17 protein-coding genes and 1 tRNA gene are annotated in these 18,609 nt (G+C 70.0%); 6 read left to right on the top strand and 12 right to left on the bottom strand.

Translation table 11 applies throughout. The features are described from left to right. The first annotated feature begins 170 nt into the window (after positions 1-170). The 4 genes from ACWDR3_RS07110 to ACWDR3_RS07125 all read left to right on the top strand — a co-directional run bounded on the left by ACWDR3_RS07110 (position 171) and on the right by ACWDR3_RS07125 (position 5,282). Positions 171-244, top strand: a tRNA-Lys gene (locus tag ACWDR3_RS07110). A gap of 66 nt (positions 245-310) precedes the next feature. Next, on the top strand, positions 311-1,048 hold the full coding sequence (locus ACWDR3_RS07115; RefSeq protein WP_450351449.1) for a FadR/GntR family transcriptional regulator: 738 nt from the start codon (positions 311-313) through the stop codon (positions 1,046-1,048). A 317-nt stretch (positions 1,049-1,365) separates the two neighbouring features. Next, positions 1,366-3,348, top strand: a complete 1,983-nt coding sequence (locus ACWDR3_RS07120) for a glycosyltransferase family 2 protein (protein WP_450351450.1) — start codon at positions 1,366-1,368, stop codon at positions 3,346-3,348. Then, complete coding sequence (locus ACWDR3_RS07125; RefSeq protein ID WP_450351451.1) at positions 3,345-5,282, top strand: galactose oxidase-like domain-containing protein; 1,938 nt, start codon at positions 3,345-3,347, stop codon at positions 5,280-5,282. The genes ACWDR3_RS07120 and ACWDR3_RS07125 overlap by 4 nt, the downstream gene beginning before the upstream one ends. Before the next feature lie 63 nt (positions 5,283-5,345). Here the strand turns inward: ACWDR3_RS07125 and ACWDR3_RS07130 are convergent, their stop codons facing one another. Next, complete coding sequence (locus ACWDR3_RS07130; protein ID WP_450351452.1) at positions 5,346-6,365, bottom strand: glycoside hydrolase family 6 protein; 1,020 nt, start codon at positions 6,363-6,365, stop codon at positions 5,346-5,348. A gap of 160 nt (positions 6,366-6,525) precedes the next feature. Between ACWDR3_RS07130 and ACWDR3_RS07135 the strand changes: the two genes are divergently transcribed. Together ACWDR3_RS07135 and ACWDR3_RS07140 are read left to right on the top strand one after the other, a co-directional pair. After that, on the top strand, positions 6,526-7,305 hold the full coding sequence (locus ACWDR3_RS07135; RefSeq protein WP_450351453.1) for a GAF and ANTAR domain-containing protein: 780 nt from the start codon (positions 6,526-6,528) through the stop codon (positions 7,303-7,305). 526 nt (positions 7,306-7,831) lie between these two features. Beyond that, the gene (locus tag ACWDR3_RS07140; protein ID WP_450351454.1) at positions 7,832-8,797 is read left to right on the top strand and encodes a hypothetical protein; all 966 of its coding nucleotides are present in this window, start codon (positions 7,832-7,834) and stop codon (positions 8,795-8,797) included. 51 nt (positions 8,798-8,848) lie between these two features. On the opposite strand, the gene ACWDR3_RS07145 is transcribed toward ACWDR3_RS07140, so the two are convergent. From ACWDR3_RS07145 to ACWDR3_RS07195, 11 genes are all read right to left on the bottom strand, one after another. Continuing rightward, positions 8,849-9,514, bottom strand: coding sequence for a class F sortase (locus tag ACWDR3_RS07145; RefSeq protein WP_401726925.1), 666 nt, complete (start codon positions 9,512-9,514; stop codon positions 8,849-8,851). A gap of 2 nt (positions 9,515-9,516) precedes the next feature. Then, a complete protein-coding gene (locus ACWDR3_RS07150) occupies positions 9,517-10,047 on the bottom strand; it encodes a hypothetical protein (protein WP_450351455.1) in 531 nt (176 codons plus the stop codon). A gap of 92 nt (positions 10,048-10,139) precedes the next feature. Then, entirely contained in the window at positions 10,140-10,919 is a 780-nt protein-coding gene (locus ACWDR3_RS07155; RefSeq protein ID WP_401726928.1) for an HAD-IIA family hydrolase, read from the bottom strand. Positions 10,920-11,033: 114 nt separating this feature from the next. Then, positions 11,034-12,089 carry a 2-aminoethylphosphonate ABC transporter substrate-binding protein gene (locus tag ACWDR3_RS07160; protein WP_450351456.1) on the bottom strand — a complete coding sequence of 352 codons (1,056 nt, stop codon included), beginning with the start codon at positions 12,087-12,089 and terminating at the stop codon, positions 11,034-11,036. A 37-nt stretch (positions 12,090-12,126) separates the two neighbouring features. Beyond that, a complete protein-coding gene (locus ACWDR3_RS07165; RefSeq protein ID WP_450351457.1) occupies positions 12,127-12,924 on the bottom strand; it encodes an ABC transporter permease in 798 nt (265 codons plus the stop codon). Continuing rightward, positions 12,911-13,693, bottom strand: a complete 783-nt coding sequence (locus ACWDR3_RS07170; protein ID WP_450351458.1) for a 2-aminoethylphosphonate ABC transporter permease subunit — start codon at positions 13,691-13,693, stop codon at positions 12,911-12,913. The genes ACWDR3_RS07165 and ACWDR3_RS07170 overlap by 14 nt, the downstream gene beginning before the upstream one ends. Next, complete coding sequence (locus tag ACWDR3_RS07175) at positions 13,686-14,738, bottom strand: ABC transporter ATP-binding protein (RefSeq protein ID WP_450351459.1); 1,053 nt, start codon at positions 14,736-14,738, stop codon at positions 13,686-13,688. Before ACWDR3_RS07175 ends, ACWDR3_RS07170 begins: the two co-directional genes overlap by 8 nt. After that, on the bottom strand, positions 14,735-15,424 hold the full coding sequence (locus tag ACWDR3_RS07180) for a phosphonatase-like hydrolase (RefSeq protein WP_450351460.1): 690 nt from the start codon (positions 15,422-15,424) through the stop codon (positions 14,735-14,737). Before ACWDR3_RS07180 ends, ACWDR3_RS07175 begins: the two co-directional genes overlap by 4 nt. 8 nt (positions 15,425-15,432) lie before the next feature. Then, complete coding sequence (locus tag ACWDR3_RS07185) at positions 15,433-16,524, bottom strand: TIGR03364 family FAD-dependent oxidoreductase (RefSeq protein ID WP_450351527.1); 1,092 nt, start codon at positions 16,522-16,524, stop codon at positions 15,433-15,435. A gap of 171 nt (positions 16,525-16,695) precedes the next feature. Continuing rightward, entirely contained in the window at positions 16,696-17,451 is a 756-nt protein-coding gene (locus tag ACWDR3_RS07190) for a GntR family transcriptional regulator (RefSeq protein ID WP_450351461.1), read from the bottom strand. Between the two features lie 150 nt (positions 17,452-17,601). Next, complete coding sequence (locus ACWDR3_RS07195) at positions 17,602-18,363, bottom strand: hypothetical protein (protein ID WP_450351462.1); 762 nt, start codon at positions 18,361-18,363, stop codon at positions 17,602-17,604. Positions 18,364-18,609 lie beyond the last annotated feature (246 nt).

Below are 18,609 nucleotides of genomic sequence, written 5' to 3' on the forward strand. Positions count from 1 at the left end.
CAGATGGAAATGGCCGCGCGTGTGCACGTTGATCAGTTTCCCAACTGTCTTCCCGACGCGCATGTTGACGGTCCGAATGATGTACAAGGCCCTCTCGGGGGCGGGCCCGGCGGCGCCCTCCGGTGGTCCGGAGCACCCCACCGGATCCGGTAGAGTTGATCCGTCAGCGCGCGCCGCTAGCTCAGTTGGTTAGAGCAGCTGACTCTTAATCAGCGGGTCCGGGGTTCGAGTCCCTGGCGGCGCACGTGAAGAAGAAGGTCCCCCATTACGTATGGGGGACCTTCTTCGTGTGGCCGGATACCCTCTCGCCATGGCAGCGCGCGACCTCCAGGAGCGGATCAAGAGGCTCATCCTCGATGGCAGGCTCGCGTCCGGGGCCCCGCTGCCGACCGAGCCCGAGCTGATGACGTATCTGGGCGCGAGCCGGAACTCGGTGCGGGAGGCGCTCAAGGCGCTGCAGGCGATGGGCATCGTGGAGATCCGGCACGGCTACGGCACCTACGTCGGCGCGATGTCCCTGGCCCCGATGATCGAGGGGCTCGCCTTCCGTACGGTCGCCGGGCACTACCGCGGCGAGGACAGCCTGCTGCAGCTGCTCGAACTGCGCGAGGCGGTGGAGACGGGGCTCATCTCGCGGCTCGCGGGGCGGCTGCCCGAGCGGGACCTGGCTGAACTGGACGCGCTCGTGGCACGTATGGATCAGCAGGCCGCCGCCGGAGGCGACGGTCTCGCCGAGACCGACCGGGCATTTCACGCCACTCTCTACCGGGGGTTGGACAACGTGCTGCTCGGTGAGGTCCTGGAGGCGTTCTGGGACGCCTTCCACCGGGTGCACACGGATCTCGGGGGCGCGCCGCAGGATCCGAAAGTGACCTGCCGGCAGCACCGGGACATCCTCGACGCGGTGCGATCGGGCGGTGCGATACGGGCGGAGGAGGCGATAAGGGAACACTTCGGGAACATCCGAGCCCGGTTGTCCACAACCGAACCCCGGCTGTCCACAACCGATCCACAAGACCCCCACAGGCGCCACAATGAACGCGTATGACCGGTAAACACCGCGTTTCGCATCTTGCGATCATGATGAACGGCGTAGAACCCTGTTTTTCAAGATGCTGCGGATACGCGGCAGTTGGGGGAAGAAGTAACCGGTTGCCGGGTCTGCGGGGAGAGGGGGCCCCGTTCACGAGGCGATGCCGAGGGGGGCATCATGCAACCGGAAGGGCACAGTTCCATGTCTAAGAGTGTGCAAAGTGTGGTGACTGTGGCCCGCCACTGACACGTGCGCGAAGGGTCGAGGGGGACTCGTCGCGGACGGAAGGAACCGACACAACACGCGGTCGCCTGCGTGTGGGGGGATGACTCATGACGTCGACGCCGACGGGCGCCCGGCAGAACTTCGACCCGTCAGAAACCACCCAGCTCAGGGTGCCTTCGCACCGAAACAGCCAGACGGGCCAGTTCCGCCGGATCAAGAAAACACTGCCGAGATACGACTACGAGCACTACAGCCGGCTGGCCGGTCCCCTCACTCAGCCCGACCCGAGCAAGCCGTACAAGGTGCAGTACCGCTCGCTGCTGTCGCAGGAGCCGCACCGGCTGCGGGCCGCGCTCATGCTGGGCGCCGCGCCGCTGCTGTCCCTGGTCCTGCTCGGCTGGCTGCTGCAGCCGGAGCACTGGACCGAGCGCGACTACCCGGCCTTCGCCTTCCTGCCGGCCCTCGACATCGTGATGCTCGTCTCGATCGGCCTGATCGAGTTCTTCCGCTGCATGAACGTGCTGTCGAACGCGCACGCCACCCTGGTCGCCCGCGACCCCATCCCGGTGGTGCCCGAGACCGGCACGAGAGTGGCGTTCATCACGACCTACGTGCCCGGCAAGGAACCCCTGGAGATGGTGACCAAGACCCTGGAAGCGGCCGTCCGGCTGCGGCACCGGGGTCTGCTGCACGTCTGGCTCCTGGACGAGGGCGACGACGCCGAGGTCAAGGCGGTCTGCGCCCGGCTCGGTGTGCACCACTTCTCCCGCAAGGGCGTCGCGCAGTGGAACCAGGCCAAGGGCGCGCACCGCGCCAAGACCAAGCACGGCAACTACAACGCCTGGCTGGACGCGCACGGCGACGAGTACGACTTCTTCGCCTCCGTCGACACCGACCACGTGCCGCTGCCCAACTACCTGGAGCGGATGCTCGGTTTCTTCCGCGATCCGGACGTCGGCTTCGTCATCGGCCCGCAGGTGTACGGCAACTACGACAACCCCATCACCAAGGCCGCCGAGTCCCAGCAGTTCCTCTTCCACGCCCTCATCCAGCGGGCGGGCAACCGGTACGGCTCGCCCATGTTCGTGGGCACGTCGAACGCCGTACGCATCAGGGCGCTCAAGCAGATCGGCGGCCTGTACGACTCGATCACCGAGGACATGGCGACCGGTTTCGAGATGCACCGGGCCAAGAACCCGGCCACCGGCCGGAAGTGGCGGTCGGTCTACACGCCGGACGTGCTCGCGGTGGGCGAGGGGCCGGGCGCCTGGACGGACTTCTTCACCCAGCAGCTGCGCTGGTCGCGGGGCACGTACGAGACGATCCTCAAGCAGTACTGGAAGGGCTGGTACTCGCTGCCGCCGAGCAAGCTCTTCAACTACACGATGATGATCATCTTCTACCCGATGTCGGCCCTCAACTGGATCCTGGCGGCGCTGAGTTGCGCCCTGTTCCTGGGCCTGGGCGCCTCGGGCGTGAACATCGACCCGACGGTCTGGCTGATGCTGTACGGCAACGCGTCCGCGCTGCAGATCGGCCTGTACGTCTGGAACCGGCGGCACAACGTCTCCCCGCACGAGCCGGAGGGCTCCGGCGGGGTCGCGGGCATGGTGATGTCGGCGCTGTCGGCGCCGATCTACGCCCGCTCGCTGCTGGACACCGTGCTGCGCCGCAAGAGCAAGTTCGTGGTGACGCCCAAGGGCGACTCGGCCAGCCCGGACACGCTGTTCGGGACCTTCCGCATCCACCTGTTCTTCATCCTGGTCTTCGGCGGCTCGATCGCCGCCGGCTTCACCCTCGGGCACGGCCACCCGGCGATGCTCATCTGGGCCACCTTCGCGCTGCTGATCACCGCCTCGCCGATCATCGCGTGGCGCTACGAGCTGCGGCAGACGAAGAAGCGGCCGCCCGCGCCGATACCGCCGCAGGCGCAGCAGCCGACGGCCGCCGAGCCGTACCAGCCACAGCCGTTGCCCGCGCAGCACGCGCCGCACGGCAGCGGGCAGAAGCCCAGCTGGGCCGCCTCCGGCGGCGGCAACGACCAGACCATGCAGATCGCGCTCGGTGGACTCGGGGGACGTAAGGAATGAACGACCGTGCAGGCCACCGCCGTGCCCGTCGACTCGCGATCGGCACGGTGGTGGTGCTCGCGCTGGCCGGGATGAACGGGCCGTGGCTGTACCGCTTCGGGACCGAGAAATACCACCAGTACAAGATCAACAGACCCGAGTACAAGGCGGACAACGGTCACTGGCAGATCGTCGACTTCCCCGAGGAGTACCGCCAGAACACCATCCACGCGGCGCTGCTGCGCACCGGCAAGGTGCTGCTGGTGGCCGGCTCGGGCAACAACCAGGACAACTTCGACGCGAAGAAGTTCGAGTCCCGGATCTGGGACCCGGTCAAGGGCACCATCAAGAAGGTGCCGACCCCGGCCGACCTGTTCTGCACCGGGCACACGCAGCTGTCCAACGGCAATCTGCTGATCGCCGGCGGCACCAAGCGGTACGAGAAGCTGAAGGGTGACGTCACCAAGGCCGGCGGCCTGATGGTGGTGCACAACGAGAACCCGGACGCGCCGATCACGCTGCCGGCGGGCACCAAGTTCACCGGCAAGGAGAACGGCAAGACCTTCGTGTCGAAGGACCCGGTGCTCGTGCCGCGCGCGAAGAAGGTCTTCGACAAGAAGACCGGCGCGTTCCTGCGCAACGACCCGGGGCTCGGCCGGATCTACGTCGAGGCCAAGCAGAGCGGCACCAAGTACGAGACCGGCACCCAGGACAACTACCGCATCCAGGGCCTGACCGGCACCGACGCCCGCAACACCTACGGCATCGCGCAGAAGCTCGCCCTGGACAAGAAGGACTTCCAGGGGATCAGGGACGCCTACGAGTTCGACCCGGTGGCCGAGAAGTACATCAAGGTCGACCCGATGAACGAGGCCCGCTGGTACCCGACGCTGACGACTCTGTCGGACGGCAAGATCCTCAGCGTCTCCGGGCTCGACGACATCGGGCAGCTGGTGCCGGGCAAGAACGAGGTGTTCGATCCGGCCACCAAGAAGTGGACGTATCTGAAGACGGTCCGGCAGTTCCCGACCTACCCGGCGCTGTTCCTGATGCAGAACGGCAAGGTCTTCTACTCGGGGTCCAACGCGGGGTACGGACCGGACAACGTGGGCCGTGAGCCGGGCATCTGGGACGTGGACAGCAACAAGTTCACCAAGCTCCAGGGGCTCAGCGACAGCAAGGAGATGGAGACGTCCGGCACGGTGCTGCTGCCGCCGGCGCAGGACGAGAAGTTCATGGTGATCGGCGGCGGCGGGGTCGGCGAGTCCAAGGAGTCCAGCAACAAGACGCGGCTGATCGACCTCAAGGACAAGAACCCGACGTTCACCGACGGGCCGACGCTGGAGAAGGGCACGCGGTATCCGCAGGCGTCGATCCTGCCGGACGACAGCGTGCTGGTGTCGGGCGGCTCGCAGGACTATCGCGGGCGCGGCGACTCCAACATCCTTCAGGCGCGGCTGTACCACCCGAACACCAATACGTTCGACCAGGTGGCCGACCCGCTGGTGGGCCGCAACTACCACTCCGGGTCACTGCTGTTGCCCGACGGGCGCGTGATGTTCTTCGGGTCGGACTCGCTCTACGCCGACAAGGCCGACACCAAGCCGGGCAAGTTCGAGCAGCGGATCGAGATCTATACGCCGCCGTATCTGTACCGGGACTCGCGGCCCTCGCTGTCGGGTGGTCCGCAGACGATCGCCCGCGGCGCGTCGGGGACGTTCACGTCTCCGCAGGCCTCGGCGATCAAGAAGGTGCGGTTGATCCGGCCCAGCGCGTCGACCCATGTGACCGATGTGGATCAGCGGTCGATCGCGCTGGACTTCACGACGTCCGGGAACAAGATCAAGGTGACCGTGCCGAAGAACAAGAACCTTGTTCAGTCGGGGTGGTACATGGTGTTCGTGGACGACGATCAAGGGACGCCTAGTGAGGCGCAGTGGGTGAAGGTGCCGTAGCGCTCCCGCGAGTGGTGGTCGGGTGCGGGAGCGCTGTGGCTGGTCGCGCAGTTCCCCGCGCCCCTAGGGAGTTGACGCCTTGGCCAGTTTCAAGGCATAGGTCGGCCACCACTCGCCTGCCTTCGGGCCGCCTTTGCACTCACCGTCGGATTCTCCCGGGCGCTTGACCCACAGGTATGCGTCGACCAGGTCGTCCGACGTCTTTGTCGTCGGGGTCTCGCCCAAGGCGCGGCCCGGGGGGTTGCACCAGCGTTCGTCCTCGTCGCCGCCCGTGTAGGGGCCGTTGCCGTTGCGGCTGGTGTCGATGACGAAGGGCTTGTTGCCGACCTTGCCGGAGAGCTGCTTGCCGTAGGCGACGGAGTCCTTGGTGGAGTAGAAGTTGGAGACGTTGACCGCGAAGCCGTCGGCCTCCTCGACGCCCGCCAGCTTGAGGGACTCGAAGATCTCGTCGGGGTGGCCCCAGCCCGCGTTGCCCGCGTCCAGGTACACCTTCGTGGACTTCAGGGATGTGAGCTTGGTGATCGCGCCCTTGAGGAGGTCGTAGCGCTCCTCGTGGAACTCGTCCGGGGTGCAGCCGTCGACCAGGTGCAGTACGGCGTCCGGCTCCAGGACGACCGTGGCCGGGCGGTCGCCGATGCCCGCGGCGACCCCGTCGATCCAGTCCCGGTAGGCGTCGCCGTCGGCGGCGCCGCCCTGCGAGTACTGGCCGCAGTCGCGGTGCGGGATGTTGTAGAGGACCAGGAGCGCGGTGCGGCCGGCCTTGTCGGCGGCCTCCGTGAAGCCCTGTGCCTCCTCCTTCGGGTTCTCCGGGCCGATCCACTCACCGGTCGGCTGCTCGGCGATCTTGCGGATCTGCTCGGCGTCCGCGTCCTTGCCGGACTTCGCGTACGCGGCCACCTGCTGGGCCGCGTTGCCGTCGGGGTTGACCCAGAACGGGTCGCTCTCCTTGGGCTGTTGAGTGATGGTGACGCCGGCGCCGTCCTTCTCGCCGTCGTCCGATGAGGAGGAACATCCCGCGATGATCAGTGCCGCCCCCAGCACTGTCGCGGAAGCCCTCACTCCGGCCCCCCTGCTGCCGTACATCCAACTCCCCCTTGGGTGCACCGTTCCAAGTGTCAATCCTGACATACGCCACGCCACGGCCACGAGATCGCCCGATCCTTGTCGGGGAGCTGTTACAGCACCCATGGTGGGGTAGGCGTGCGGCAGGGGCGGGCGTTCAGGGAAAGGGGAGTGCGCGGTCATGCACGACACCACCCGGGAGCTCCGGCTGGCGGCGGCGCTCGTGGAGGCCGCGGACACGCTCACCGAGGACTTCGAGGCGACGGTCCACCTGGGGCGGGTGGCCGACCGCTGCGTGGAGCTGCTGGCCACGCGGGCGGCCGGGATCATGCTCGTCGACGGGGAGCGGACGGTGGCGCTGGCGGGCGGCGGCGGGGCCCGGGAGGTCGCGCTCGATCTGCTGCGGGCCCAGTCCGACGGCGGGCCCTGTCTGGAGAGCCACGGCTCGGGGCGCCCGGTCACGCCGGTCTCCGTGCGGGCGGCACACGCGGACGCCCGCTGGCCGGCCTTCACCGATGCCGCGCTCGACCACGGCATCACGACCACGTTCGCGGTACCGCTGCGCCGGCACGGGACGGCGCTCGGCGCGCTCAACGTGTTCGCGGCGGACGGCGCCACCGACGTCACCGGTGGCTGGGAGCCGGAGGTGTCGGTCGCGCAGGCGCTCGCCGACGCGGCGGCCGTCGGGTTGGTCAACCACCGCGGGTTCACCCGGTACCGGACGCTGTCGACGCAGTTGCAGGAGGCGCTGTCCAGCCGGATCCGGATCGAGCAGGCCAAGGGCATGCTCGCCGAGCGCTGGAGCACCGGCACCGCGGAGGCGTTCACGGCGCTGCGCCGGTACGCGCGGCGCCGCCGGCTGTCCCTGGACCAGGTGGCCGGCGCGGTCGTCGACGGGGCGGTGGACGACGCGGAGCTGCGCGGCGGGACTCAGGGTCCGTCCGAGCAGGGGCAGTTGTAGAAGCTCGTACCACCTGCGTGGATGACCGAGAGCCACCGGTCGAGGACTTGGCGTCGAACCGCCTCTAGGCCCGGGCGCTCATCCGTTCTAGAGTCGTCTCAGACGACCCCGGCCCCCGGTCGGTACAAGCCTCCCGCGTCAGTCGCCGGGTTACTCCCGCAGCCCGTGCGCACGCGGTCGAGGACCGGCCCGGTCGACGGCTTTTTCGGGGGGAGCGGGTCGTCGACCGGGCCAGGTGCCACCTTGTCGAGCACGTGCCGTCATGCGAACATCCGTTCAGCGCAAGCCTGTTGCATCGCGTGGGGTCGCGGAGGGGGAACACGGCATGGCGTTCTGGCGGCGCGGGGACCGGCACGACCGTACGGAGGGCGCGGCGCCTCCGAGTTCACCGGACACGTCATTACCGGGGTCCTCGTCTCCGCGGTCGTCCTCTTCTTCATCGTCCGCGTCCACCTTCGACCCCCTCGACGGGCAGCCCGGCACCGAACCGCTCGCCACGCTGCGGAGCGGGGCCCTGCTGAGCGCCGTGGACCAGGCCAACGACGCGGTGGACGCCGCGCGGGGCGACTGGTACACCCTCGCCAGGAGCGCCGCCGTCCTCGGCCGGACCCAGGAGAAGAACGGCGACGCCGAACTCGCCGTCGCCGCCTACGACCAGGCGGTCCGGCTGTACAACGACAACTCCCGCGCCATGGGCCACGGCATCGAGGCCGCCACCGGGCTCGCCGTCCTGGTGGACTGCGCGGGCCGGGCCATGCTGCTCCACCACCGCCAGGACCGGCGCACGCTGGCGGACTCCGCCTTCGCCGCGGGACGTCTCTTCGCCGAGTTCCTCGCCCGCAACGAACTGACCGCCCCCGCCGCCCAGTTGCTCGGCCGCCGGACCGCGGTCGTGCAGCGCACCGGGCAGCCCCGCAGCGGCCTGCTGGATCCCGGGATCGTCTCCATGCTGGCCCCGCAGGACACCCTGCGCGAAGCCGCCTGGGCTCTGGCGGAGTACCTGGATCCACCGGGCCCGCACACCCTGGCCGAGGCACTGCGCGCCACCGGCGCCGGGACCGAGCCCTGGGCCACCCGTCTCGCCGACGTACTGACCGTGAAGGGCGGCCGCAAGGACATCCCCTGGTCGCCCACCCTGCGCGGCAGCCATCTCCCTTTCCTGCCCGAAGCCGCCGGTGCCGTCTCCCGCGCTCTCGACGGCGCCCCGGGCGCGGCCGGGGACGGCTGGCGTCTGCTCGGCCGGGAGATCCACATGTGCTACTCGGTGGCCTCCGTCCACGGCGAACTGCGTCTCTCCCTCGGCGACCACGCCGAATACTGGGGCGGCCTGCTGCTCGCCCTGGGCAAGGACGCCCTCCGCACCGGCCACACCGCGCTCGCCGCCGACTGCGGCAACTGGCTCCGTGGCGTGCTCACCCAGGCCCTCCCCTACGCCCTGTTCGCCCCCTGGAGTGACGAACTACGGGCGGGCGTCGAACAACTGCCGGGCTGAGAACGCCCGTTCAGGCACAGGGGTCACCCGCCTAGGCACAGGGCCGCCCGTTCAGAGACCGGTCCCCGTGAGATACGCGGACACGATCACGTTCGCCGTGTAGCTGCGGCTGGTCCGGTCGAAGGTGCCGCCGCAGGTGATCAGCCGCAGCTCGGCGCGGCCCGACTCCCGTTGCCCGTAGGCCTGTTGGGCATCGAAGCCGGTCCGGTTCAGCACAGTCACGTCGTCCACGGTGAACTCGGCGACCTTGCCGTCGGCACGGATCACCCGGATCGTCTCGCCGGGCTTGAGCGCGCTGAGTTTGTAGAAGACGGCCGGCCGGGTCTCGGTGTCGACGTGTCCCACCAGCAGCGCGGCCCCCTTGGCACCCGGCTTCGCGCCGGCCGCGTACCAGCCGACGACGCCCGCCTGGTCGAAGGGCGGCGGATCGATCGCGCCCTGCCCGTCGAGACCGCGGGCCACCACGGGTGCCTGCACGCCGAGGTCGGGGATGTCCACGCGCTGCGGCAGGGCGTCGCCCAACGGGCTTGCCGGGGGCGGTAGTTCGACCTCCGGCGGCCGTCCGACGGCGGCCATGTCGCCGGTGGTCGGCGCGGATATCCCCTGGCGTATGTCGGTGACCTGCCGTCCCCACAGCCACAGCCCGAGGAGCAGCAGCGCCCAGGCGACGCCCATCAGCAGCCGCCCCGAGCCGCTGGAACGCTCGTGGTCGGACATGGTCAGCCCGTTCCGCGGCTCCGGCGGGCGCCGAGCAGCGCCACGGCCGCGACGGCGATCCCGGCCAGCACCAGACCGGTCACCGCCTGCGCCGTACCGGGCCCGGCGGCCCGGGCGTCGGCGTCCACGGCGGCGAGGTGCGCGCTGCCGCCACCGCCCGCGTGGACGGGAGCGACGGGGGACGCGGGCGCGGTGGGCTCCGCCGTACCGCCGCCGACGGTGAACCTGCCCTTGCGCTCGGTGTCGCCGCAGGTGACCTTCACGTCGTAGCTGCCGGCGCTCAGTGCGGAACGGACGCGGGTCTCCCCGACGAGTGTGCCGTCGGCGCCGGTCAGCTTCGCGTCCGCGACGAAGGCCGCGGATACCGCCGTCGCCGTCTTCTGACCGCAGCCGTCCACGCGTACGGCGACATCGGCGCCCGGAGCCGGTGAGGCCGGGCGGATCGCGATGCCGCCGTCCTGCGCGTACGCCGTCGGGGTGAGGACGGCCACGAGTACCGCGGCCGCACCGAGAGTGACCTTTGCTGAACCCATCGTGAACCTCCAGATATCTGGAGACTCCTCCTCGGGAGCGGCCCCCGCATCCTCAGCGGGGTTCTGTTGCTCCGTACGGGTGCGCCGGGGTTTCAGATCCGGTCGACGAGGTCCGCGATCGAGTCGACGACCTTGGACGGCCGGTAGGGGAAGTCCTCGATCTGCTCCGGCCGGGTCAGGCCGGTCAGGACGAGGAAGGTCTGCATCCCGGCCTCCATGCCGGCCAGCACGTCGGTGTCCATGCGGTCGCCGATCATCGCGCTGGTCTCGGAGTGCGCGCCGATCGCGTTGAGCCCGGTGCGCATCATCAGCGGGTTGGGCTTGCCGGCGAAGTACGGCTGCTTGCCGGTCGCCTTGGTGATCAGCGCGGCCACCGCGCCGGTCGCCGGCAGCGCGCCCTCGGCGGAGGGGCCGGTCTCGTCCGGGTTGGTGCAGATGAAACGGGCGCCGGCGTCGATCAGCCGTACCGCCTTGGTCATGGCCTCGAAGGAGTACGTACGGGTCTCGCCGAGGACGACGTAGTCCGGCTCGTGGTCGGTGAGGATGTACCCGATGTCGTGCAGGGCGGTGGTCAGACCCGCCTCGCCGATCACGTACGCCGAACCGCCCGGCCGCTGGTCGTCCAGGAACTGGGCGGTGGCCAGGGCCGAGGTCCAGATCGACTCGACCGGCACGTCCAGGCCCATGCGGCGCAGCCGGGCGTGCAGGTCGCGCGGGGTGTAGATCGAGTTGTTGGTGAGCACCAGGAAGGGCTTGCCGGACTCGCGCAGCCTCTTCAGGAAGGAGTCGGCGCCGGGGATCGGCACGCCCTCGTGGATGAGCACACCGTCCATGTCGGTGAGCCAGGACTCGATGGGCCTGCGGTCTGCCATGTGCGTGTCTCCTGGCGTTGCGTACGAGCGTGAGCCGGTGGCGCCGGAACCGCGCTGTGCCGACGCCCCCAGCCTAGGCCTTGCCGCAAGTCAGGACTCTGCCCCGGCGGCCGCTCAGCTGCCGGTCGCGGACTTCCAGTCGTCGACGTACGACGTGAGGTTCTTGTCGATGTCGTTCCAGTCCGGCGCGAAGATCTCCACGCCGTCCATCAGCTTGGTGAGCGCGACGGCGTTGGCGTCGACGGCCTTGACGTCCGTGCGGGCGCTGAAGCCGCCGCCGATCTCGCTGACCTGCTGCTGGGCCGCGCGGCTCAGCATGAAGTCGAGGAGCTTCTTGCCGTTCGCGCTGTGCGGCGCCTTGGTGACGAGGCCGGCGGCATAGGGCAGCGCGAACGTGGTGGGCTTGCCGCCCGCCTTCGCCGGGAACCAGATGCCGAGGTTCGGCATGGTCTTGGACTGGGCGTAGTTCATCTGCACATCGCCGTTGGCGACCAGCAGCTCGCCCTTGTCGACCTTGGGCGCGAGCTTGCCGGTGGAGGCGGACGGACCGACGTTGTTGGACTGGAGCTTCTTCAGATAGGCGAGGGCCGCGTCCTTGCCGCCGAAGTCGTGCATCGCCTTGATCAGTACGGCGGTTCCGTCACCGGCGACACCGGGGGTCGAGTACTGGAGCTTGTTCTTGTACTTGCCGTCGAGCAGTTCGTCCCAGGTCGTCGGCGGCTGCTTCAGCTCCTTCTTGTTGTAGACGAAGGCGAAGTAGTTGTTCACGACGGAGGTCCACGTCCCGTCGGCGGACTTGTCGGCGCCGCTGACCGACTCGGCGCCCTTCGGCTCGTACTTCTGCAACAGGCCCTTGCCGTCGGCCTGCTGAATGAACGGCGGGAGGGTGACCAGTACGTCGGCCTGCGTGTTGCTCTTCTCCCGCAGGGCGCGCTGCACCACCTCGCCGGAGCCGCCCTCGACGTACTCGACCTTGATGCCGGTCTGCTTCTGGAAGTCCTTGAAGACGGTGTCGTACCAGCCGTCGCCGTTCTCGCCCTTGAGGCCGTCGGCGCTGTAGACGGTGACGACCTTCTCGTCGGAGGCGGCCGAGGTGCCACCGCAGGCGGAGAGCAGCGGGGTGGCGAGGAGGGAGACGGCTACGGAGATCTTGAGTGCGTTTCTGGGCATGGCGAGGCTGACTCCTTGCGTCGGTAGGGGTGTTGGATCAGCGGTACGAGGCTTTGGTACGGACTCGGGAGACGGCGAACAGGGCGATCAGGGTCGCCGCCATGAGGACGACCGCGACGGCGGAGCCGGTGAAGAGGGCGCCGCGGTCGGTGGCCGCGTAGATGAGGACGGGCAGCGGGGTCCAGTCCGGCGGATAGAGCATCATCGTGGCGCTCAACTCGCCCATGGACAGGGCGAAGCAGAGGCCGGCGGCGGCGGTCAGCGAGGGCAGCAGCAGCGGCAGGCGGACCCGCCACAGCACGTAGGCGGGCCGGGCGCCGAGGGAGGCGGCGGCCTGCTCGTAGGCCGGGTCGAGACGGGTGATCGCCGCCGACACCGACTGGTAGGCGAACGCGGTCACCAGCACCGTGTGGGCGAGGATCACGATCCACCGGGTGCCGTTGAGGAGGAGCGGCGGCTTGGAGAAGGCGACGAGGACCGACAGCCCTACGACGACGGACGGCACGGCGACCGGGAGCACGAACAGGGCGTCCAGGAACCGCCGTTGGCCCTTCTTCAGGGCCGCCCCGGCCAGCGCGGCCCAGGTGCCGACGGTCAGCGCGAGCACGCTCGCGGTGAGGGCGGTGACCAGGCTGGTGGTGAGCGCCTGGAGGGCCTCGCCGCGGGTGGCAGTGCGGTAGTTGGCGGTGGTCAGGTCGGAGGGCAGGACGCCGGACCAGTGGGTGGCGAAGGAGGCGCCGAGGACGACGAGGAGGGGAAGGGCGAACAGGGGCAGGAACAGCACGAGAAACACCGCCCACACCGCCCACTTGGCCCCGCGGCTATGCACCAGCACGACGGCTCACCACCCGGTAGAGGCCGTAAAGACCCACGGAGATCAGGACGTTGATGACGGCGACCACACAGGCGCCCGGGTAGTCGGACTCCAGGATCGCCTTGCTGTAGACGAGCATCGGCAGGGTCGTGACCCCCTTGGCGCCGGTGAACAGCACGATCCCGAACTCGTTGAGACACAGCACCAGTACGAGACTCCCGCCGGCGGCCAGCGCGGGCAGCGCCTCCGGCAGGATCACCTGCCGGACGATCCGGGGCGCGCGGGCACCGAGACTCGACGCGGCCTCCAGTTGCGCGGTGTCGAGCTGCGAGAACGCGGCGAGCAGCGGGCGCATCACGAAGGGCGTGAAGTAGGTGACCTCGGCGAGCAGCACGCCCCACGGGGTGGTCAGGAACTGGAAGGACCCGATGATGCCGGTCGTGCCGTAGATGAACAGCAGGGCCAGCGTGATGAGGAAGGAGGGGAAGGACAGATACACGTCGATGAACCGCGCCACGCCCTTGGCCCCCGGGAAGGGCACGAACGCGATGACCAGGGCGAGCGCGAACCCGAGCACGAGACACCCGACGGTGGACGAGACGGCGATCCAGACGGTGGTCCAGAGGGCATGCCGGAACGCTTCCGAGGCGAAGACATCGGAGTAGGGCTGGAGGGAGGTCCCACCGGAGTCGGGCTGGAAGGACTGCTGGACGACGAGGGCGAGGGGGTAAAGGAAGAAGAGGGTGAGGAGGACGACAGGGGGAACGGCCCACAACGACCTTCTAAGCATGGGTGGCTCCGGCCGTCAGCAACACCGCGTCCTCGGGGGCGAAGTGCAGGGTCACACGGTCCCCCAGGGCCGGTGGGTTCCTCAGTTCCCGCAGGTCCGCCATGACCCGGTGGCCCTCCACCTCGACGTACAGGCGGTGGGTGGGACCGCGCCACTGGATCTCGCTCACGGTTCCGGTCAGGCGGTTGGGACCCTCCCCCAGCCCGACGAGATGCGGCCGGACGCACAACGTGGCCCGCGCACCCGGTGCCACACCGCTCGTGTCGGTCTTGATGTCGGTCTCGCCGAACCGTGCACCCGCGTCCCCCACCGTCACCGGCAACAGGTTCGCGTTGCCCACGAAGGAGGCCGTGAACTCGGTCCTCGGCACCCGGTAGAGCTCCTGGGGCGTCCCGCAGTCCTGGAGCCTGGCCTTGTCCATAACGGCGATCCGGTCCGCCAGCGTCAACGCCTCCACCTGGTCGTGCGTGACGTACAGGATCGACACGTCCGGCAACTCCCGGTGCAGCCGGGCGAGTTCGGCCAGCATCCCGGACCGCAGCTGTGCGTCGAGCGCGGACAGCGGCTCGTCGAGGAGCAGCACCTCCGGCCGTATCGCCAACGCCCGTGCGATCGCGACGCGTTGCTGCTGTCCGCCGGACAACTCCCGAGGATGCCGGCGCGCGTACGCCGCCATGCCGGTCATCTCCAGCGCCTCCCCCACCCGCGTGCGGATCTCGTCGCGGGCGACCCGGCGGGCCTTGAGTCCGAAGGCGACGTTGTCCTCGACTCGGAGGTGCGGGAAGAGGGCGTACTGCTGGACGACCATCCCGATGCCCCGCCGGTACGGGGGCAGGTCGGTCACGTCACGGTCGCCGAGGAACACCCGCCCGGAGACGGGCCGTACGAACCCGGCGACCGCCCGCAGCGCGGTGGTCTTGCCGGAGCCGGACGGCCCGAGCAGCGCCATCACCTCGCCCGGCCCGACCGTGAGGTCGAGCGCGTCGAGGACGACGTTGCCGTCGTAGGCGACCGTGACGGAGTCGAAGCGGATGCCGCTGGTCATGCGAGCACTCCGGGCAACTGCCCCACACCGTCGAGCACTTGGGTCGCCCCGGCCGCCCGCAGCGCGTCCGCGTCGTGCGCGCCGGTCAGCACACCGACGACCACACCCGCCCCAGCCCGGACCCCGCTGAGCATGTCGTACGAGGTGTCGCCGACGACGGCGATCTGCCGTACGTCGTCCGCGGCAGCCGTCCGCAGGAACGCGCTGAGCACCATGTCCGGGTACGGCCGCCCCCGGCCCCCGGCGTCGGCGGGGCACAGGGTGAGGGGCACGAGGTCCTGCCAGCCGAGCGCGGCGAGGATCGCGTCCTGCGTGGTGCGCGCGAAGCCGGTGGTCAACACCACCGTGAGTCCACGGGACTTGAGTGTCTCGATGGTCTCGCGGGCGCCGGGCAGGGCCGCGACCCGGCCGCCGTCGACGAGTTCGGCGTACGCCGCCTCGAAGGCCTTGTTGGCCGCCTGGGCCTTGGCCTCCTCGCCGAACAGGTGCCGGAAGACGGAGATCTTGGACTCGCCCATCGTGGCGCGGACGTAGCCGATCATCCGGTCGGGGTCGGCGTCGAGGTGGCGGGCCGCCGCCGTGAAGGCCTGCTCGACGAGGCCGCCGTCGGCGACGGTGGTGCCGGCCATGTCGAGGACGACGAGACGGATGTCGGGCGTACGGATGTCATCGGTGCGGTCGGTCATGTCGGGTGTCACCAGCCCAGTTCGTTGGCGGTCGTTTCGGCGATGGCGGGCGAGCAGGTCATGCCGCGCCCGCCGGGCCCGGTCACCAGCCACACCCCGTCGCGCACCTGCTCCCGGTGCACGACCCGGCCCGGTTCGGTGCACTGCGCGTACACCCCGGCCCAGCGGCGCCGGACCTTGGGGAGCGGGCGGCCTAGGAGGGATTCGACGACCTCGGTGAGGTGGTCGTAGGGGTCTTCGAGGGTGTCGAAGGCGAAGGGGTGCTCGTACTCGTGGGTGTCGCCGATGGTGAGACCGCCGTCGGCGCGCTGGACCATCAGCAGTTGCATACGGTGCTCGGCGGCCGTCGGGGCCTGCGGCTGCCGGGAGTTGAGCGCGTCCAGGGCCGGGGAGGCGTAGGCCGGGTAGTAGCGGAAGCTGTCGGCGTCGGCGACCGAGGTGGTGAGCGGTTCGCCCAGTGGCTCGGTCTGCATCATCTGCAACCGCACGCGCCGCACGGGCAGTTCGGGCCCGGCGAGCTCCCGCACCAGGCCGCCGAGCCAGGCGCCGGTGCACAGCAGCACGGCGTCGGCGGTGTGCACGTCGCCGTGGTCGTCGCGGACGGCACCGGGGCCGACCACCTCGCGGACCTCGCGGCCGGGCAGGAAGGTGTAGTTCGGGGACTTCGACTTCGACAGCTCAGCACGCAGGGCGAGTTGGGCGGTACGGGGTTCGACGGCCGCGTCGCGCTCGCAGTACAGGGCCGCGTCGAACTCGCCGCGCAGGGCGGGGTTGAGGGCGCGGGCCTCGCCGGGCGTGAGCAGCTTGTGTCCGCGGGCGGCGGAGTCGGCGCGGGCCACGGCGGCCTCGGCCACGGCGAGTTCGTACGCGCCGCGCAGCGGGGTCAGTGACCCGTTGGCCCGGAACCCGAGGCCGGGCACGCGCTCGCCGATGCCCTCCCACAACTCCCGTGCCCGCAGGGCGGTTTCGAGCTCCTCCCCACCGGCGCGCCCGCTCACCCAGATCTGCCCGAAGTTGCGCAGCGATGCGCCGCGGGCCTCGGCCTCGCGCTCGATCTGCACGACCTCGTGGCCGCGTTCCACTGCCTGCCAGGCGTGCATGGTGCCCACCACGCCTGCTCCTACGACTGTCACTCTCACGTCGGTCACGCTCCTCGCGCACGGGGAACCGGAAGGGTCCGGCTGACAACGAGAGCCTGAACGAGCCATCACGATTGGGCTAGACCCGTTATCTATTCGTGATATTCAAGGAGAGGAGGTGAGGGGGTGGCTTCAGCCGCGGAGGTGGGTGGTGAAGGAGAACCGGTCCCCCCGGTACAGCGACCGCACCCGCTCCAGCGGCCGGCCCTCGGTGTCCCGTGAGACCCGGTGGATCAGCAGCATCGGAAGGGCCGGCGGGGTGCCGACGAGGAGGGCCTCGCGGGGGGTGGCCAGCACGGTCTCGATGCGTTCGTCGGCGTCGCCGAAGCCGATGCCGCGCTGGTGGAGGTAGCCGTAGAAGGAGGAGTCGGGCTCGAACTCGGTGTCCAGGTGCGGGAGTCGGGCGACGGCGACGTAGGTGCTCTCCAGGCCGACCCGTTCGTCGTCGGCGAGCAGCACGCGCTCCAGGTGCCAGACGGGTTCGCCGCGCTCAAGGCCGGTCTCGGCGGCGAGGGCGGCCGGGCAGGGGAAACGGTCGAGGGTGACGAGGCTGCGGCCGGGGGTGCGCCCCTGGCGCCGTACGCCCTCCGTGTAACTGGCGAGGGAGAGCGGCTGGGCGAGCTTGGGCCCGGCGACGACCGTGCCGCGCCCTTGCCGGCGCAGCTTCCCTTCCAGCACGAGTTCGCGCAGCGCCTGCCGGACGGTCTCGCGGGCGACCCCGTACTGCTCGGACAGATCGCGCTCGGTGGGGATGAGGCCGCCCTCCCCCAACTCACCCACGAGCTGGTCGATCCGCGCCTTCACCGCGTAGTACTTCGGAATCCGGCCGTGCTCCGGAATGCCGGAGCGGACGGGGGCGCCGGGGGCCTGGTCGTTCGGGTAGTCCACGCGAGGATCGTCGCAGACGAGGCCTGCGGCGTGCTTCGGCGGTGTCGGTTGGCTTGCCGCCGGCTTGGGCGGCACCCATGCCTTGCGGCGGGATTCGGCGGTGCCTCTGGCTTGCGGTCCGCTTCAGCGGTAGCCGCGTCGCGGCCGGTTTCAGCGGCGCCGCCACGCCCTCCGGGTCAGCAGCAAGGTGCCCGCGGTCGTGAGAAGGGCGGCGACCGTCGCGAGGGTTCGGTGGGGGGTGCCGAGGCCGGTGCGGGCGAGTTCTTCGGCTTCCCGAGTGAAGGGGAGGCCCTCGTCGCGGCGGGTGGCGGGGGCGGAGGGTTCGGCCGGGTCCGAGACGGAACCCGTGGGGTCAGAGGCGGCGGGGTCGGACTCGACCTCGAAACGGTAGTCGTTCGACTGCCCGACCCAGTCGCCGTCCTCGTCGTGCCGCTGGACGACGGCCGCGTTCACGGTGACGCCGTCGGGCGCCGCGTCCGAGGTGAACGCGAGCCTGACCTTGACGGTGACGGTCCCGCGCGGGCCGACGGTGAACCCCGCGAACCCGTCGTCGAAGGCCCCCACCAACTCGTCCTCGTCACTCACCTCGAACCGCACGGGATGCGGCCGCTCACCCTCGTAGAAGTCCAGCCGTGCCTGCGCCGGCCTCAACGCCCGCGCCCCGTCGACGAGCACGACGACCGGGTGGACGTTCGTGCACGTCCGGGCGGTGGTGTTGGTGAGCCGCAACTCCCAGAGGCCGTATCCGCCACCGGCTTCGTAGGTGGCGGGGCCGTCCTGGATGCGGGTGGTGAGGGGGAAGCGGGCGGCTTCCGCACAGGTGGGCGCCGCCACGGCGGGTGGTGCCGCGGAGAGGGAGAGGAGACCGGCGGCCGCTGCAAGGCAGAGGGAGACAGGCGTGCACAGTCGCATGGACAGGTGACCCTGCCGGGTGAGGGCGGGTGGGCGGCGGTGGCGCTCCGGGGGCGGGCGGAAAACCGTTCGTTCGGCGGATGCCGGGGCTGTTCGGTCAGTGGACGGCGGGGGCTTGCCCGGTCGGCGGGTGCCGGGGATGTGCCGGGCCGGCGGCTGCCGGGCAGCAACAGTGACGCCGGGGGCTGAGGAGCCGTGCCGACCAACCAGGGTGCCGACCAACCGGGGCGTAGACCAACCGGGGTG

This window comes from Streptomyces sp. NPDC001002, assembly GCF_053599215.1.

What these genes read in the sequence shown, in the direction of transcription:
- ACWDR3_RS07130 (WP_450351452.1), bottom strand. Translation starts at nt 6,365, where the DNA reads ATGTACGGCAGCAGGGGGGCCGGAGTGAGGGCTTCCGCGACAGTGCTG.
- ACWDR3_RS07115 (WP_450351449.1), top strand. Translation starts at nt 311, where the DNA reads ATGGCAGCGCGCGACCTCCAGGAGCGGATCAAGAGGCTCATCCTCGAT.
- ACWDR3_RS07135 (WP_450351453.1), top strand. Translation starts at nt 6,526, where the DNA reads ATGCACGACACCACCCGGGAGCTCCGGCTGGCGGCGGCGCTCGTGGAG.
- ACWDR3_RS07145 (WP_401726925.1), bottom strand. Translation starts at nt 9,514, where the DNA reads ATGTCCGACCACGAGCGTTCCAGCGGCTCGGGGCGGCTGCTGATGGGC.
- ACWDR3_RS07180 (WP_450351460.1), bottom strand. Translation starts at nt 15,424, where the DNA reads ATGACCGACCGCACCGATGACATCCGTACGCCCGACATCCGTCTCGTC.
- ACWDR3_RS07120 (WP_450351450.1), top strand. Translation starts at nt 1,366, where the DNA reads ATGACGTCGACGCCGACGGGCGCCCGGCAGAACTTCGACCCGTCAGAA.
- ACWDR3_RS07155 (WP_401726928.1), bottom strand. Translation starts at nt 10,919, where the DNA reads ATGGCAGACCGCAGGCCCATCGAGTCCTGGCTCACCGACATGGACGGT.
- ACWDR3_RS07175 (WP_450351459.1), bottom strand. Translation starts at nt 14,738, where the DNA reads ATGACCAGCGGCATCCGCTTCGACTCCGTCACGGTCGCCTACGACGGC.
- ACWDR3_RS07160 (WP_450351456.1), bottom strand. Translation starts at nt 12,089, where the DNA reads ATGCCCAGAAACGCACTCAAGATCTCCGTAGCCGTCTCCCTCCTCGCC.
- ACWDR3_RS07150 (WP_450351455.1), bottom strand. Translation starts at nt 10,047, where the DNA reads ATGGGTTCAGCAAAGGTCACTCTCGGTGCGGCCGCGGTACTCGTGGCC.
- ACWDR3_RS07170 (WP_450351458.1), bottom strand. Translation starts at nt 13,693, where the DNA reads ATGCTTAGAAGGTCGTTGTGGGCCGTTCCCCCTGTCGTCCTCCTCACC.
- ACWDR3_RS07125 (WP_450351451.1), top strand. Translation starts at nt 3,345, where the DNA reads ATGAACGACCGTGCAGGCCACCGCCGTGCCCGTCGACTCGCGATCGGC.
- ACWDR3_RS07195 (WP_450351462.1), bottom strand. Translation starts at nt 18,363, where the DNA reads ATGCGACTGTGCACGCCTGTCTCCCTCTGCCTTGCAGCGGCCGCCGGT.
- ACWDR3_RS07185 (WP_450351527.1), bottom strand. Translation starts at nt 16,524, where the DNA reads ATGCACGCCTGGCAGGCAGTGGAACGCGGCCACGAGGTCGTGCAGATC.